This window comes from Bacteroides reticulotermitis JCM 10512, assembly GCF_000517545.1.
In the GTDB taxonomy this organism is placed as follows: domain Bacteria; phylum Bacteroidota; class Bacteroidia; order Bacteroidales; family Bacteroidaceae; genus Bacteroides; species Bacteroides reticulotermitis.
Genome location: NZ_BAIV01000002.1, coordinates 55,857 through 73,322 on the forward strand (window position 1 = coordinate 55,857; position 17,466 = coordinate 73,322).

Below are 17,466 nucleotides of genomic sequence, written 5' to 3' on the forward strand. Positions count from 1 at the left end.
CGTTTATTAATCCACTTTAACCTGAGTTTCAGCATTTCAGGTTTCTTACAATCTTCCTGGTAGAACAACGTTTTTTAACTCCTTAAACCGCCCCTAACAGTTTCAGTTATAAACCCGATTTACTTACACGTACAAAAACAGAGAATGGCACTCTTCGAATTGAAAAGTGCCATTCTTTATTTTATCAGATAAGTGTTTTATCCAGCTAACTCATTGATTACATCCATGATCTGCTGCCCAATCTCTTCGGCGGCTTCCATGGTAGAAGCTTCACTGTAAACACGGATAATCGGCTCGGTATTACTTTTACGCAAATGAACCCATTTATCGGCAAAGTCGATCTTTACACCATCAATGTCGTTGATCTCTTCATTCTTATAGAGTTCTTTCACTTTAGCCAGAATAGCGTCTACATCGATTTCCGGAGTTAAGTCCACCCGGTTCTTTGCGATGAAATAAGGAGGGTAAGTAGCACGCAGTTCGCTTGTCGTCTTTCCTTCATGAGCCAAATGACTCAGGAAAAGAGCAATACCAACCAAAGAGTCGCGACCATAATGGCTAGCCGGATAGATAACTCCTCCATTACCTTCTCCACCAATCACCGCATTGGTCTCTTTCATTTTGGTAACTACATTTACTTCACCAACGGCAGAAGCGCTGTATTCCATACCATACTTACGTGTAACATCACGCAAAGCACGAGTCGAACTCAAGTTAGAAACGGTATTACCCGGCGTATGTTTCAATACATAGTCGGCTACAGTAACTAGTGTATATTCTTCTCCATACATTACACCGTCTTCGCAGATCATCGCCAAACGATCTACATCGGGGTCGACAACAAACGCTACGTCTGCTTTCCCACCCTTCATCAGATTCATGATGTCACTTAGATTCTTTTCCAATGGTTCCGGATTGTGTTGAAAGTCTCCGGTTGGTTCGCAATAGAGCTTTTCTACATGCTTCACGCCCAAACGATCAAGCAATTCAGGAAGGATAATTCCACCCACTGAGTTAACACAATCAATCGCTACGCGAAAGTTTGCTTTCCGGATAGCTTCGACATCGACTAATTCGAGTGCCAATACACTATCTATATGTTTTTGGTTGTAAGTCAGATCTTGACGATAGGAGCCCAATTGGTCGACATCGGCATAGATAAATTCTTCAGCTTCAGCAATACGAAGAACCTCTTGTCCTTCTGCGGCATTCAAGAACTCACCATCTTCATTCAACAATTTCAGCGCATTCCACTGTTTAGGATTATGAGAAGCGGTCAAAATGATTCCTCCGCAAGCTCCTTCCATAGTAACAGCCATTTCGGTAGTTGGAGTTGAAGCCAAATCGATGTCAACAACATCCCATCCCATTCCCATGAGTGTACCCACAACTACATTCTTTACCATTTCGCCGGAAATACGAGCATCACGCCCCACTACTATTTTATTGCTTTCCGACTTACAGGTTTTGCGAATTAATGTTGCATAGGCCGAGGTGAACTTTACAATATCAAGTGGATTCAATCCTTCGCCTACTACTCCGCCAATTGTTCCACGAATTCCTGAGATAGATTTAATTAAAGTCATAGTGTTTTATATCGTTTTTTAAGGTGTAAAGCAGATTAATTCAGTGCTTTACTGAATGTCCATATATCGTAATAGAACGGATTTACATATTGCTGTGCAGATTGGTGTCCCATTTTAGACGGTACAATCAACCGGACATGGGAATTGTTACGCACATAAGGTAGTGCAACCAACCAACCGGCAGGAACTGAAGTCGATGCATATACCGAACTCCAATAGTAGTCCATTTCTAGAAAGGTAGCATACACATAAGTACCTTGAGCTACATAACGGAAAACTGCCGGACGAGCGTAAAGTTGAGTAGCATCCGCCCATTGTTCCAAGAACACATTGAAACAAGTTGTATCACGTGTCATCAGATCTTCTTCCAAATAGCGCACACAGATTTCGTCATTCGAAGCGAAAGTATCAACTTTTTCCTCGTTTCCACGATCTACAATCTGCATATATACTCCATCGGATAGAGAGACGTATTCATTTCGTTCTAAATTAGTAATCGTATCGTTTCTTTCAAATTCAGATTGTGAAATGATCCGGATTCCATTGTCTTTGATGAACTTATTCACTGCATTCTTCTCATCTTCCAGCATTTCAGCATAAGTCTTTGAATTATCACACGCCTGAAACAACGCTCCGGCGGTCAATAAAGAAAGGAATAAAAATATAAGTTTCTTCATTATCTGTTAATTAGCTATATTGGGCACAAATGTATTTCAATTTCACTTAAAGTAGAAAAGGAACTGTTGAATGTTGGTAACTTTTAACCTTTCCAACCTTACTTTTAACCTTCCCTTTTATCCCTTGGCAGTCAACAAAGGTTTGTATTTCTCAATGGCCTTCTCGAACAAGGCGCTAGCCTCTGCCAACGATCCGTAAAACTCACCACCGGAGGCATTCAAATGGCCACCTCCACTGAAAAATTCAGCAGCTAGCTGATTGCATGGGAAAGTCCCGACCGAACGGAAGGATATTTTAATCATATCCTTTTCTGTATCCTCACGCAAGAAGCATGAGAAACACACATTCTTTATCGAAAGTGGGATATTGACAAAGCCTTCACTATCTCCCTTGATATAATGAAACTTGCCTTGTTCTTCTCTGGTCAACGTGATAAGTGCTGTATTGTATTCGGAATAAACATTCATATTCGACAAGACATACCCCATCAAACGCAAACGGCTCTCTGAATAAGTATTGTAGACCTTGCGATAAATATCATCTTTATCGACACCTTTCGACAACAACTCACTAATGATGAAATAGATTTCCCGGTTGTTTGAATTATAGGTAAAGCTGCCCGTATCTGTCATCATACCAGTATAGATACATTCGGCTCCTTCTTTGGAGATATCGCTAAAATAACCCATACGGCAAATTAAGCGGAATACTAGTTCGGAGGTAGAAGATATACCGGGATAAGACATGGTTATTCTACAAAAGTCTTCGGGATAAAGATGATGGTCAATCATTACTTTACGAGCCGGAGAAGCCGCAATAGCATCAGCCATCTCATCAATGCGTTTCAATGCGTTGAAGTCTAGGCAACAAATCACATCGGCTTCAGCAATTAGTTTATCGGCAAATTCTTTGTAACGATCATACAGAAGTATGTCTTTGCTTCCGGGCATCCATTTAAGAAAATCGGGGTAAGCATTCGGAACAATAACATTTACTATTTTATCTTGAGAAATAAGAAAATGATAAAGTCCCAATGAAGAGCCGATAGCATCTCCGTCAGGAGACACATGTGATACAATCACTATCTTGTCAGCACGCTCGAACCATTTGGTGAAATGATCTATTTTAGCCTGCTCAATTACTTTAGTCAACATAATGCTAATTTTATAATAGAATGCAAATGTACGATATTTCTTTGTACTTAAAGCAAAAAGCGGACAGAACCTTCTTCAGGTAATGAGATAAATAACAATCCTAATTGACGGCACTCTGCTGCTAAAGACTTTCTACGGTATTCCGATAAAGAAGTATCAAGCAAGACGTAAGTAGGTGTGAAAAGCTTCGTAAGTTCTTTCAATGACTCATTACACCCTTTACAGAGGTAAAGATAATTAATGCGCAACGGTGAAGTTGCTCTCTGCGCTTTCCAACGATCATCGGTAACCATACAAACACGACTATCTCCAAAAAAGAAAAGTTGATTGGTCGCTTGAAAGCTGGCGTCTTTGTAATCACCCTTCAACTCCGTCGGAGGATATAAATGATGATGGTTCCAGTAGTTCGAAGCGGTGCGGTGCAGGCGTTCCTGCCCTGTTTCATTATCCGAATAAGCTAGCCAGGAATGTCCATCGGCAGCAATGCCATGGACAGCCGGACAACCTCGAACATTATAAAACACCAGACTTTGTTGAGGACGATCAGCCGAATACAACCAGACATGAACCGTACTCAAAAGTAACAGGCATGATAAGCTAATCAACAAGCTACGGGCATAAACTATTTTTCGCCGGTTATTCCAACTGATATACAAAAGAATAAAAGCCAGATAGATCAGACAAACTTCGCTTTTATGCAGCCATATCCCATCCATAGAAGCATAGGGCAAATGTTCCACCCAACGAATAAAAGAATTAAGCACAGTCAAAAAGAGGTTGACCACCCATGCCACACCGGATTGTATAAACGGAAAAGGTGTGAGAAGCAACATGGCAACCGATGTATAAAGTATGAGTGATACTAAGGGAATTACAACAAGGTTAGTCAGTAAGAAATGAGTCGAAAAACGAGAGAAGTAAAGTATAACGAGAGGTGCCGTCCCTAGTTGAGCAGCTATAGAAATACTCATAATCCCCCAAACGTATTTACTGACTCGTCGTTTAACTTTCACCAGATTATAAATGACCGGTTGAAAATACAGAATGGCGGCGACCGCTAAGAATGAGAGTTGAAAACCGACATCAAACAACCATACCGGATTGCAAAGCAACATCAAAAAGGCGGTAGCGGCCAAAGTGTTGATCGACAAATTCTTTCGACCAATTACACTAGCGACTGCCAATAGGGTGACCATACTAACCGAACGTATTACGGAAGGAGAAAAGCCGGTAAAGAAAGCAAAGCACCACAATAATAATAAGATAACAACCGAACGTAAAGCCAAGCCTGCTTTCCCCCAACGCCCAGGAAAGCGAATCACAAAAAAGAGTAAGGCATAAAGTAGACCGATATGCAAACCGGAGAGTGCGAGAATATGACTAGCACCGGAAACTGAATAACTTTCGACTATCGAATCGCTTAACTCTGCTTTATCACCAATCGTCAATGCTGACAGAACAGCTAGCTCATCTGTCTCAAACCCTAAATCCCGATAGAGTGCAAGCACCTTTTCACGATGTGAATCTGCTATCGAACGAAAGGTAGTTAGTTCTTTGGAGGAAAGAAGTTCCCATTTGCCGGATACTATATAGCCGGTTCCACTGATACCTTTCCGAAGTAAATACCGGGCGTAATCGAATTCATCAAAGTTTCCTTGGTTGGCAGGAGGGGAAATGCGAGCGGCGACAAGCAACTCATCTCCACTCTTTAAACGAGCCGAAAGCGAATCTTTTGCCAAATAAAGAATCGCTTGCCGGGCGACCGCTACAGTAGCCGTCGAATCATGCCTTTCGATCAAAGTCGCCCGACAGAGAAAGGTTTTCTCTTTGGCTTCCGGGTTATCTGTCAAAACGATGCGATAAGCGTCTTCCGTTTTGGGGAACTGATAAACAGTTTTTTCTAGTTGCGTAGTTACCCCAATCCATCCTCCCACGAAACAGAGCCCGAGGAATGAAGCCCCAAAACACCAACGAAGGGAGTAACGTTGTTGGAAGTAAAAGCCGAATGTCAGAAGTAGCAGAAAGAGAAATAAGACTATGTATCCACTCGCTTCTGTTTGGGCATCAAAGAAGTAGTCTCCACAAAAAACGCCTGCTATCCATGGGATAATCAGGCGTAAGAAAGGATATTTATGTAGATAATAGTAATCCAAGTTAGTGGCTATTACAGCGACTGAAGTCTATGAATCATCATTTTAGGATCCGGATCTGCAAAAATAGCGTTTCCGGCAACCAGTACATCAGCACCTGCCTCGATCAAACGCGCTCCTGTTTCCAAGTTAATCCCGCCATCTACTTCTATCAAAGCTTCAGAACCGGTCCGTTCAATCAATTCACGGAGTTCTCGAACTTTCTCTACCGAATGATCAATGAACTTCTGTCCGCCAAAACCCGGGTTCACACTCATCACCAAGACCATATATACATCTTTAATAATATCTTGCAATAAGGAAACCGGTGTAGCCGGATTAATGGTTACCGCCGGATTCATTCCCGCTTCACGGATCTGCTGTATTACGCGGTGTAGATGTGGACAAGCTTCGTAATGTACATTCATGGTATGTGCCCCCAATGCCTTCACTTCCGGGATAAACTTCTCCGGATTGACAATCATCAGATGAACATCCAACGGCTTCTCACTCAGTCTGGCTACATACTTCAAAACAGGGAATCCAAACGATATATTGGGAACAAACACCCCATCCATAACATCAATATGCACCCACTCCGCTTCACTACGGTTTATCATCTCAATATCTCTAGCCAAATAGCCAAAATCGGCTGAAAGAATAGAAGGAGCTATAATTGGTTTCATATGCTTAAATTTATGAGTTAGTTCATTTTAAAATCATTCGTCAGACGATATCCGCGAAGTAATTCTTCTGTTTTCAAACGTTTCTTACCCGGTAGTTGCAAAGAGAGAATCGAAATATATCCATCGGACACAGCTACCTTCATAACTTTCTTGCCGTCCGTCACAATCGTTCCCGAAGCAAGTTGATGAGATTCAATAATTTTCTCGCTTTCATAAATCTTCACGATCACCGCCTCGCCTTCCGGATTCACCAATTCGCTCCATGCAGCCGGATAAGGAGAGAGTCCCCGAATAAAATCATAAATCCTCTTGACCGGCTGTTGCCAATCAATGCGACAAGTTTCTTTGAATATTTTCGGCGCAGGACGTAACTCACCAACTACCCCCATATCTTCCTGAGCAATCGGTTTGATTGTATCATTCAGTATCGCATCAACTGTTTCGACAACCAGTTCTCCGCCCAATATCATCAATTTATCATGCACAATGCCCACATTGTCAGTTTCGGCAATCGGGATACGAACTTGCTGAATCACTCGACCGGTATCGATTTCATGTTGTAGGAAAAAGGTGGTAATGCCAGTCTCCGCATCTCCATTCATAACCGCCCAATTGATTGGAGCTGCTCCTCTATACTGAGGAAGAAGGGATGCGTGCAGGTTGAATGTTCCGAACCGAGGCATATCCCACACCACTTCCGGCAACATCCGGAAAGCAACCACAATTTGCAAATCGGCTTTCCATTCGCGAAGTGACTGGATAAAAGATTCGTCTTTCAGTTTTTCCGGTTGCAACAAAGGAATATTCCTTTCTAAAGCAAACTCCTTTACAGGTGAATATTGAATTTTATGTCCGCGACCAGCTGGTTTATCAGGCATGGTTATCACTCCTACAACCTGATAACCTCCGTCAACCAACTTACGCAGTGACTCCACAGCGAAGTCGGGAGTACCCATATATACTATTCGTAAATCTTCTTTCTTCATAATCAATCTTCTGAAAAATGTACCAGCACTTGCCGGTATGAGTTAAAAATCTTCGACTTGGAAACAAATCCTTGATAACGTCCATCCTTATCTACGACCGGAAGATTCCAAGCCTTCGTATCATCAAATGTCTGCATAACCTGCTCCATACCATCCGTTTCATAGATCTTGGCCGGAACAGATATCATTAGCTTGTTAACAGTAAACCGGTGATAAAGTTCCTGTCGGAACATTATATTCCGAATATCGTCTAAAAGGACTACTCCCAACAGCTCGCCTGTCCGTTTATCCGTTACCGGAAAAACATTTCGATGAGAAGCAGCGATAGCCTTTACCAGTTCACCTAAGTCCATTTCGGGGTGTACAACTACAAAGTCTTTCTCAACGACATTTTCCATCTTCATCAAGGTCAACACCGCCTTGTCTTTATGGTGAGTGATTAACTGTCCCTTCTTAGCCAAACGCATGGAGTAAATACTATGCGGCTCGAAAACAATAATCGTCAGATAAGAACTTACCGAAACGATTATCAGCGGTAGGAACAAATCATACCCTCCCGTCAATTCAGCAATTAGAAAGACTCCGGTCAGCGGAGCATGCATAACCCCACTCATCACACCCGCCATTCCCATCAAAGCGAAGTTCTTCTCCGGCAAATAGGCAGCAAACTCCAAGCCGTTACTAAAATGTGAGAAAATGAAACCGGCGATACAACCCAAATAGAGTGAAGGCGCAAAGATACCTCCACATCCTCCTCCACCATTCGTTGCACTCGAAGCGAAAACCTTAAAGAAGATGATCAATAAGAGATATATAAGTAGTAAATTACCATCTCCATAAAACATGGAGTTGTTCATCACCGTATCCCATTCTGCGGATGTTGTTCCAGTCAGCAGCAAATTGATTGTATCATACCCTTCCCCATAAAGCGGCGGGAAAAGAAAGATCAGAATGCTCAACATGATTCCCCCAAAAGCTAGTCTTTTATAAGGATTGGCCAATTTACCGAAAACGCCTTCGATGGAGTTCATCATGCGCGTAAAGTAGAGAGAAACAAGCCCGCAAAAGATACCCAACAAGATAACATAAGGTATACGCTCCAGTTCAAAAGCCTGATCGAGATGAAACTTGAACATCGCTTCCGTCCCCGTAATAACGTAAGAGACTGTAGCTGCCGTCACTGCGGAAATCAACAATGGAAGCAGTGAAGACATCGTAAGGTCGATCATTAGAACCTCAAGCGTAAACACCACTCCGGCAATGGGCGCCTTAAAGATACCGGCAATAGCCCCAGCCGCACCACAGCCGAGAAGTAGCATCAAGGTACGGTGTTCCATTTTAAAGACACTACCCAGGTTGGAACCGATAGCCGAACCGGTCAATACGATCGGTGCCTCTGCTCCAACTGATCCACCAAACCGATGGTTATAGCACTTGCAATTGTAGACGACCAGATGTTGTGCCGCTTAATTCTCCCTTGTCGCCGGGAAATAGCATAAAGGATTTTCGTTACTCCATGGCTAATATCGTCTTTAACGATGTTACGTACGAACCAACCTGCGAGGAATATACCAACAACCGGATATACTAAATATAAATAGTTAGCTTCCGTTGTATCAAAGTTCTCTGTGAGAAAGTTTTGTATTTCATGAATAAAGAACTTCAGAATCAGAGCTGCCGTAGCTGTAAAAATACCAACCAGAAAGCTTAATATCAGAATAAATTGTTTTTCATTAATATTCCGCTCACGCCATTTGATAAACTGCTGCAATAAACTCTGCTTATCTTTTTCCATTTATTCTCGAATTATCTTAATTACTCCACCTTTTTCCAATTTGATAATACTTGAGGGACTGGGGCGGTTCATATCATCTTGCCGAAAACCAACAATATAATCAACAGCCGACTTGATTTCCTCGCTGATTTCACTGAAGTTAGCAGCTCCCGGTTCTCCACTCACATTAGCGGATGTTGAAACGATTGCTTTCCTGAATTGTTGGCAAAGGCGTTTGGAGAAGGCTTCGTTTGTTACCCGTATTCCTACACTTCCATCTTCTGCCAGCAGATTCGGAGCTAGGTTGCGAGCACCGGAATAAATAATTGTTAATGGTTTATCCGAAACTTCGATCAGGTCCCAAGCCACATCGGGCACGTCCTGCACATAAAAGTCCACTTTCACCGAACTGTCTACCAGAACCAGCATCGCTTTGCTATCGGCTCGTTTTTTAATGTCGTACACACGCCGCACAGCTTCTTCGTTAGTAGCGTCACAGCCTATTCCCCAAACAGTATCAGTTGGGTAGAGAATCACTCCTCCTTCGCTCATCACCTGACAAGCCTTTTTTATATCTTCAATCATTTCTTATTGTTTTCAGTTGAGAATGACATGCAAAAATAACACTTTTACAGCGAATTTAAAAAGGATTAAGTAAAAACAATGGAAGAAAACGTTTTTTCCTACACACCCTTGTTTGAGTAGCATGTTATCAATCTAATCCAGTTGTACATAAAAGCCCAATTCTCTTTTATCGATTTCCGACTTTCTCAACGAAAGGATTAAGAAGAGCTGCAAAGGTAACTCCAGATTACCTGCACATCATTTGAACCCGACTGAGACATCAATACCATTTCTTGATGAACATGTGGCAGCAAAACATGCTGTTTCCACAAAAAAGTCGTACTTTTGCAGCGAATTCAAAAAAAGATTAAGTGATAACAATGGAAGAAATCGAATTTCACCACACGCTGCCGATCCAGCTACGCTTCAACGATGTAGATAAATTCGGGCATGTAAACAATACTGTTTATTTTTCTTTTTACGATCTGGGGAAGACTGAGTACTTTGCGGCTGTATGTCCGGGTGTTGACTGGGAAAAAGATGGTATCGTTGTAGTACATATTGAGGCCAACTTTCTGACGCAAATATTCGCCTCAGATCATATTGCCGTACAAACTGCGGTATCGGAGATTGGAACTAAAAGCTTTCATTTAATTCAGCGAGTGATTGATACCAATACGCAAGAAGTGAAATGTATCTGCAAATCGGTGATGGTCACTTTCGATCTTGAAAAGCATGAGTCCAAACCGCTATCCGAAGAGTGGATCGAAGCTATTTGCGTCTATGAAGGACGTGATTTGCGAAAGAAGAAAACTAGCACAACTTAGCATAAAAAAACAGTTCCGATTGGTGCAAGCCGATCGGAACTGTTTTCGTTAGCAATCTATTTATTTATCTAGCTTAGCTATCAAGCCTTCATAACTAGTCAGATAGCCTGTCAAGCCTTTCTTTTTCGCCTCATCCATAGCCGGATCTTTCTGCAACTCCTCTTCCAAACGTACTTTGCTTGTTTTGAGCCATTCCGCAGTATTCCAACGCACAGCCTCATCTTTGCAACCACGCTCTATGCGCAGTGCATAATTGTAAATCAAGAAATGACTTTTCCCGTTCTGATCTACATATTGTTTGCATAGTTCCAAATACGTGGGCCACTTCTCTTGCTGTTGAGCGACATACATATCTGTGCTCAGGCAAATTCGATCAATATTCTGCACATCATATTTTTTCATCTTCAAAACATATTGATCCATCCCAGCCTGATCAAAAACCAATGTCCCATCATCCTTCTTTACCAGATATTTCTGTGGAAACGATTCCCAAACCATTTGGAGCTTACGATTCAGCTTTTTCTCATCATATTTTTGAGAAAACTCCGTTTTGTGATCAACCACGTACATAAACGAAGGAGAATCAGCTGATGTTACATGCTGCATAAACATGTCATAAAGAGCTTGATTAGTAAGCAACTGACTCTCTTTTCCTGCCAGATACGCATCCGCTACTTCCCCACACTTCTCACTTTTGTAAGCAGCGGAAAGCATTTTGATATAAGCTAATACAAACTCCTCGCTCCTTTCTCCCGCAGCATATTTCTCGTCGTAAGCACTCAAACCGCCTGCTTTTAGATTTGTCTCTATCGTTTCAACAAATTTGTCGGCTTTATCTCCACCAACAATTCGCGTAAGTTCCGTATTCTTCTGCGGATCGATAATCAGGAAGGTCGGATAAGCCTTTACGTCAAACTTCTTGCGTAATTCCAATCCTTCGCCTTTCTCCATATCAAACTTGATGGATACAAAACGGGGAGCAAAGTAATCACCTACCATTTTCAGCGAAAAGACATCGCGAATCATCATTTTGCAAGGACCACACCAAGTTGTATAACAGTCGATAAAAAGAAGTTTGGACTCTTTCTTGGCATCTGCGAGTGCCTGAGCATACGTAACCGTGTAACCATCAAGGAACTTCACGCCTTCACCTTCGGGAGCAGCCTCTTGGCCGAAACTTACATTCGAAACACAAGCCAATAATAGTACTATCAGCATCTTCTTTAGTTTCATAATCATTTATCTTTTTAGTCAATATTCTAAATACATTTACTTATTCCGTCTGGGCTTCATCTTCAATACATCCGGTCGAAGGTTGTACACGATTTTCCCATGTACAGGAGGAGTAGTCAGACAAGCCGGAATACTCTCTTTTGTTTTTTGTCGGCGGATTACTTCTTCCAAAGCAGCAGCATATTCCTGATGTATAGAAGCGTCATCTCGCACCGTCTGATTGTAGGCTATATATTGCAAATACTCCACACATTTATCGAACCAGTTTTGCGGAACTTCTTCCCGCTGATAGTAGCTCAAACGAGCGATAAACTTCAACCGCTCTATCAGAGCTTGCTGATCAACAGCCGGATCTGCAATTAACGCATCAATCTGTGCAATCACTTCATCATACTTCTTTGCACGCAAAGCCGATTGAATGCGAATCATCTGGCTATTAAATAATTTACCCTCAAAATTACAGAACTTTTCAATAACCTCCAAGTCACCGTAGGTAGTTTCTTTTGCTAATTTTGCATCCACCTCTTTTTGACCATATAACTGGCAAAAAACAGCATACTGGTCGGACACTTGTTTCAAGTAAGGCGTAAGTCCACTAATTGTACCGACAAACAAATCCCATACCGGACGCTGAGTAAGTTTAGCTCCCCCGTTGATGAGTTCATCAAATGCCGTGCTAACCTGTTCGCGGGCATAAATAGAATGCTCATACCGAATATAGTTCATCAAAAACTCCGGTTTGCGATTACCTTGCTGATATTCACGCTCCAAATAGAAAGAGCGCAATTCCGGTTGCAAAGCTCCTTGCCCGGTTGCAATAAACTGTTCAGCGGTTTGCCTGCTACTGCTGCGATGTACCATCTCCTCCGTATCAGGAGCAATAAAAGCATACGTCGGATAGCTCCGCACTCCGTACTTTTTAGCCAATTCGCTTCCCTCTGCTTCCTCTGCATCAATTTTGGCATTGATAAAATTCTGGTTATAGAAATAGCCTACTTCCGGCAAAGAGAACACTTGCTGAGCCATATTCAAACAAGGGCCGCACCATTGTGTGTAAAAATCAATAAATATCAATTTATTCTCTGCTTTTGCTTGTGCCACAATATCCTTCCAAGGCTTATGCACAAACTGTATTCCATGCCCTTGCGCAAAAACGGATAATGCGCCAGCCAACATAATTAGTGTAAATAGATGTCTTCTCATTTTATTTCTTTTTTTAATTAATTGTATCTCAATTTGCTCGGCTACTACTCCGAAACATTATCATTAAAAGTCAGTAAATGTTGCTTTTATCGTTTGTCTGGTTTGTCATTTCAACTAAATTCTTTATTTTTGTTTCCATAATAGCGTTTTCGAACTCTTTTAACCTTGGTTGCTTACCATTGCTAAATTGTATTTTTCGACGACCTTTTATTATGACTCCATCCTTTTGCAGGAAGAAGTTCTTTAATATGACGAATTTAAACTGATAAAAATCTCTTCCCAAAATGTCCTCCACAAGTAAAGTCGAAAAAGCTGCAATAGAGCTATTTCAGGAGCACTTTGAACATTTGGTTATCGTTGTTGATAACTATGTTCATTCGATTCCTGTAGCTGAAGATATTGTGCAGGACCTTTTCATTAAGCTCTGGGAGAAGAACCGGTTGATTAATGCGACTCCGGCCTTTCTATATACTTGTGGCAGAAACTTCGCATTGAACTACCTGCGTGATTTTTCTTCTAAAATGAGTCTCCATGAATTAACCTCCGAACTTTACATACTGGATGAACAAGAAGAGGAGCTAAGTTACATGAATCGATTGGAAGAAATCCATCGAGCTGTTGAAAGCCTTCCACCACAGTGTCAGACAGTTCTTCGAATGATCTATTTTGAGAATAAGCACTATGCTGAAGTTGCTCAGGAAATGGGTATTTCAATAAACACAGTCAAAACACATATTTACCTCGCCATAAAAACACTCCGCAAGAACTTTACATTCTACTTATGTTGTAGCCTTTGAGCAAAGTCCCTCCCCCGCTTCACCCGAGATGAAGGAGGAAGGGAATAAGTCAATCTACGTACTCTTCATCATTACGAGCAAAGGTGCGGTACTTATAGATAACCAAAGCCTTCGCTCCACAAACTCCAACCCATTTATTTATCAGTTTAGGAGCCGTTCCTTCCAAGTTGATTTCCAATATATCACCTTTAAGCTCACTCCCGTTGCCATCTTCATCGGTATTGTAACGACTGACAGAAACCAACATTTTCTTTTCTCCCCGGTGCAAACTGATATCCGTAATTGTAGCTGACGCATCGTACCCGAAATCCTGCAAAGACAGAATTTGATCCGATCCCGCCGGTGCAATGCCCGAAGCAACATTAAGTATGTTGTACTTGTACAATCCTTTAGCCGTATTAAAATAAACATAAGGCAGGTTTCTCAGCATAAAGAAACGACTTTTGGCAGATACCAAAGAAGCGTCCACACTAGCTACTTTAGGAATTTCCTGATTCAAATCAAAGGAACACAGTTTGCTGTTGCTCCCATTACTAATGGCCGAAAAACAAAGCAGTGACTGATAGGTATCTTCTCCGTAGAAAGCCTTATAACCGGGAAATACTTGTGTGGCATCCACTGCTTTCATATCTCCGAAATAATAGACAAAAAACTGTCCGGTATTCTCATCAAAGACTCCTCTTCGGCTAGTTCCACTCCAGCTGGCATATACATTATTATTATAATTTGCCGGTATCGAACGCCCAGTTTCGAAACTCATCGGAGACAAGCGATAATCGCTGTCCTTAAGATACGAATAAATGCTAGGGGCTCCGTTGCGGGAATAGGAGATAATATAGGTACCATCCTCTGAAATGATATATGTATATTCGTTATTCATGATTGACCCGTAAGGAGTACGTCGCCACTGAGAGATAAAGCTAGCCAGGTAAGTCGGTTTATACTGACTATAATCAGGAATGGGGTACAACGAACCGAATTCGAGAAAGAACTGTTCGTCAATCTTGCCTGCCGGTTCCAAATCTACATTACTAAACCTTAACAGCCCTTCATCGGCAATGAGTTTGATACCCTGTCCGCCATATTTGGTGACATAGCTCGGATAACCGTCTACAAAGGTCTGAGTAAGTTGCGTTACATTGGTAGCCAAGGGTTCATCATGTGTTCTATTGTAGAACATAGGAGCAAATGACACCCCTTCCTTATCCAAGCGCAAATAAGAAAAATCGGCCTTTCCATATTGGTTACTCACCACCAGAATCCCATCGGAAGAGGTCGATGAGTTGATCAATAGTTGAGCTGTAGCAAATGCCTTCGTTTGATTTTCTTTATCAGTGATTGTATAACGCAAAGTATACGATCCCAAACTCTCCTGAATCTGGTAATCCAAATCACGCGTGTTGGCTATTACCTTGGAATTCATACGCCATTCATACTCATACTTCGACTCGTCTTTATCATATAAGCTTCCGGTAAAAGACGGATTAATGACTAACTGATCGAATTGGTCTAATTCAAGATTCTTAGGAAACTCATCAAATGCCACTTCATTAATAGATGTAAAGTCATAGTTTCCTTTATCTTCGTAGCAGCCACTCAATCCTAGTAGAAAAAGGACCGCAAAAAACAAATGTATACGTTTCATATCCCGCATTTATAAGTCAATTAAACTATCAAATCCTACTCTCTTGCCGGTTTCTTCATCAATTACCACATGATCTTCCAAGTAGCTTTTCATAGCGGCGATGTATCTTTTGGCATTATTCAGAATATCTACACTTGCATAAAACTCTTCTGTTTCAAACAATAGTAGAATGCGATATTTCTCCGGATGATAATAACCCAATCCACCCTCTCTCCACCAACTTGGCTTTTCAAGAAAGTTATTGATACTCATTTTAATCTCCCATCCGTCACGCATTCCTAGCTTCAGGTCTGCCGTTTCTTCCAGGCCCAACATCAGAGTTTTGCTTTCTTTCGCTGTAAAACTTGTATTCAACGCACTTCGGAGCACAGTTACTTTCAAAGTATCCGTCCACTCATCTTTCCGGAATTGATAGGATTCCTTTAGCGGAAGGTAGTGGATGTTTTCCTGAGCAGTAGTCTTTCCTTTCAACACGGTTCCCGCTTCGAGCACATGGACCTTATACTGCCTTTCGGTAGTCAATGGCAATCCAAGCAGTTTTAACGGTATTTTCACTTCATAAGATTCAATCTCCTTATCTAATTTACCTAAGGAAACAATTAAAGAATCCCGTATAATCAACCGGGTTCCATAATAGTTCGGGTCTTGAAATAGATACTCAAAGTAGATGCGGCTGTCATCCGTATAGCTACCTTCGATTTCTTTCGTACACGAAGTAGCCAAGCATGCCCACAGGCATAGTATAGTAATGATTCTCATTTTCATAGATCTTAATTTAATATTTTCCATATTCCAATTCATCATCAGGTATTGGTAATACAAAAACCCGATCACTAGGTTCCACATCATTCAGAACATTATAAATCGGACTATTCAACCGTTTATATGCAAAGAACAACTGCCCCTCACCGATAAACTCCCGGCGCATTTCACCCAGCAACACCTGCATATCAAGCTGGTATTTATCGCTGGTAGCCAGATTGGTAATGCGCGAGCGACGAAGAATATTCAAGGTTTCTAAGGCATCGTCATCATGCAATTTAAACTGAGCTTCGGCGCAGATCAGATACATCTCGGCCAATTTGATCAAGACCTGCTTGGGATAGAAGCGCTTAATATCCTGACTATATTTCATCAAGTACGAATCCGATTGGCGAACCCATGTCGAGTAGCGTACATCATCATTATTCCCATCAAAAATATCCTGTATATTACTGGTCAATGGGAGAGCCGCTCCCGATGTTACACCGTTCTCCGACTTACCTAAATGAAGATTCTCCGAATAAGTACGTATATTGGTATTTCTGAGCGAGAATATGTGTTCGTCATTGAACAAGATATCGAGTTCCTCCTTCGGCACATTGATGCTGCTCTCTTGATCAACCAAGCGGAACTTGCCGGACTGGATTACCCGTTGAGCTGCATTACGCGCTTCTACATAATTACCCTCATTGAGGTAAACACGAGCCAATAAAGCCTCAGCTGTATAGTAATTTGCCTGAGCGACGTATTGATCACATACCGTTTTATCTTCGATTTCAAATGGAACGACCTGCAATATCGGATCATCCTTCAGCTCCTCTTTAGCAGTAGTCAGGTCTTTTTTGATCTTTTCAATAACCTCAGCCACCGTATTGGCCTCTGTGGGAATAATACCGAATGTTTCCACATAAGGAATCCCCCGCTCATTGGGTTGACGCTGCACATCAGGTGCAAAAAGCCGGAGTAGGTCATAATGAAGGTAAGCACGAGCAATGTAACATTGACCCTTGATACGGTGACGAGTTGCTTCCGGCAACACGCTACCGTTTTTATCCATCCAGCGAAATATATTATTGACTTCGGCAATGGTATTATACATTTTAAGCCAGATGGTAGAAATCTGTGATTTGACCGTGGAATAAGTATATTCATACTCTTTCACCCGATAAAAACTATTGTAGGTACTATTTAACGTATTATAATCATATTGCTGGGCTAAAACTTCCAAAAAACCAAAACCCAGATTCTGTCCATACAAGGTAGAGGAAGCCATGTCGGCATATACTCCTGCCATCGCATCTTTAAAACCTTGTTCCGTAGAGAACAGTTTTTCTTCATCCACCGAAGTTTCCGGTTCAACAGAAAGCCAATTGCTGCAAGAAAATAGAGCAAAGACGGCTAAAGTGAGCAGTAAATATTTAATTGTATTCATACGACACCTT

The 17,466-nt window shown here is 41.6% G+C and carries 14 protein-coding genes and 1 pseudogene; 2 read left to right on the top strand and 13 right to left on the bottom strand.

The window, feature by feature from the left end; translation table 11 throughout:
* Positions 1-197: 197 nt before the first annotated feature.
* The 8 genes and pseudogenes from glmM to JCM10512_RS01230 all read right to left on the bottom strand — a co-directional run bounded on the left by glmM (position 198) and on the right by JCM10512_RS01230 (position 9,578).
* Positions 198-1,586 carry a phosphoglucosamine mutase gene (glmM, locus tag JCM10512_RS01195; RefSeq protein ID WP_044159661.1) on the bottom strand — a complete coding sequence of 463 codons (1,389 nt, stop codon included), beginning with the start codon at positions 1,584-1,586 and terminating at the stop codon, positions 198-200.
* 35 nt (positions 1,587-1,621) lie between these two features.
* Complete coding sequence (gene bamK, locus JCM10512_RS01200) at positions 1,622-2,263, bottom strand: BamK family beta-barrel-assembly machinery protein (protein WP_044159663.1); 642 nt, start codon at positions 2,261-2,263, stop codon at positions 1,622-1,624.
* 117 nt (positions 2,264-2,380) lie between these two features.
* Positions 2,381-3,418, bottom strand: coding sequence for a DHH family phosphoesterase (locus JCM10512_RS01205; protein WP_044159664.1), 1,038 nt, complete (start codon positions 3,416-3,418; stop codon positions 2,381-2,383).
* 47 nt (positions 3,419-3,465) lie between these two features.
* Positions 3,466-5,571 (bottom strand): ComEC/Rec2 family competence protein, encoded by a 2,106-nt coding sequence (locus tag JCM10512_RS01210; RefSeq protein WP_044159665.1) that lies wholly within the window; start codon positions 5,569-5,571, stop codon positions 3,466-3,468.
* Between the two features lie 11 nt (positions 5,572-5,582).
* A complete protein-coding gene (gene rpe, locus JCM10512_RS01215; RefSeq protein ID WP_044159666.1) occupies positions 5,583-6,233 on the bottom strand; it encodes a ribulose-phosphate 3-epimerase in 651 nt (216 codons plus the stop codon).
* 17 nt (positions 6,234-6,250) lie between these two features.
* Positions 6,251-7,219, bottom strand: a complete 969-nt coding sequence (gene fmt / locus JCM10512_RS01220) for a methionyl-tRNA formyltransferase (RefSeq protein ID WP_044159668.1) — start codon at positions 7,217-7,219, stop codon at positions 6,251-6,253.
* A gap of 2 nt (positions 7,220-7,221) precedes the next feature.
* Positions 7,222-9,014 (bottom strand): annotated as a pseudogene (locus tag JCM10512_RS01225) (chloride channel protein).
* On the bottom strand, positions 9,015-9,578 hold the full coding sequence (locus JCM10512_RS01230; protein ID WP_044159671.1) for an L-threonylcarbamoyladenylate synthase: 564 nt from the start codon (positions 9,576-9,578) through the stop codon (positions 9,015-9,017).
* A gap of 359 nt (positions 9,579-9,937) precedes the next feature.
* Here JCM10512_RS01230 and JCM10512_RS01235 point away from each other — a divergent pair, with 359 nt between their 5' ends.
* Positions 9,938-10,384, top strand: coding sequence for an acyl-CoA thioesterase (locus tag JCM10512_RS01235; protein WP_044159673.1), 447 nt, complete (start codon positions 9,938-9,940; stop codon positions 10,382-10,384).
* A gap of 60 nt (positions 10,385-10,444) precedes the next feature.
* Here the strand turns inward: JCM10512_RS01235 and JCM10512_RS01240 are convergent, their stop codons facing one another.
* Positions 10,445-11,617: a thioredoxin family protein gene (locus JCM10512_RS01240; protein WP_158332163.1), complete on the bottom strand. Its 1,173-nt coding sequence runs from the start codon at positions 11,615-11,617 to the stop codon at positions 10,445-10,447.
* Positions 11,618-11,653: 36 nt separating this feature from the next.
* Entirely contained in the window at positions 11,654-12,820 is a 1,167-nt protein-coding gene (locus JCM10512_RS01245) for a thioredoxin family protein (protein ID WP_044159676.1), read from the bottom strand.
* Between the two features lie 284 nt (positions 12,821-13,104).
* Between JCM10512_RS01245 and JCM10512_RS01255 the strand changes: the two genes are divergently transcribed.
* A complete protein-coding gene (locus JCM10512_RS01255; protein ID WP_044159680.1) occupies positions 13,105-13,617 on the top strand; it encodes a sigma-70 family RNA polymerase sigma factor in 513 nt (170 codons plus the stop codon).
* Positions 13,618-13,666: 49 nt separating this feature from the next.
* Here JCM10512_RS01255 and JCM10512_RS01260 read toward each other — a convergent pair whose 3' ends face one another.
* The 3 genes from JCM10512_RS01260 to JCM10512_RS01270 are packed head-to-tail and all read right to left on the bottom strand — an operon-like array spanning position 13,667 to position 17,456.
* Positions 13,667-15,262: a PKD-like family lipoprotein gene (locus JCM10512_RS01260; protein WP_158332164.1), complete on the bottom strand. Its 1,596-nt coding sequence runs from the start codon at positions 15,260-15,262 to the stop codon at positions 13,667-13,669.
* 9 nt (positions 15,263-15,271) lie between these two features.
* Positions 15,272-16,021 carry a DUF4843 domain-containing protein gene (locus JCM10512_RS01265; RefSeq protein WP_158332165.1) on the bottom strand — a complete coding sequence of 250 codons (750 nt, stop codon included), beginning with the start codon at positions 16,019-16,021 and terminating at the stop codon, positions 15,272-15,274.
* Positions 16,022-16,037: 16 nt separating this feature from the next.
* The gene (locus tag JCM10512_RS01270; protein ID WP_044159686.1) at positions 16,038-17,456 is read right to left on the bottom strand and encodes a RagB/SusD family nutrient uptake outer membrane protein; all 1,419 of its coding nucleotides are present in this window, start codon (positions 17,454-17,456) and stop codon (positions 16,038-16,040) included.
* Positions 17,457-17,466 lie beyond the last annotated feature (10 nt).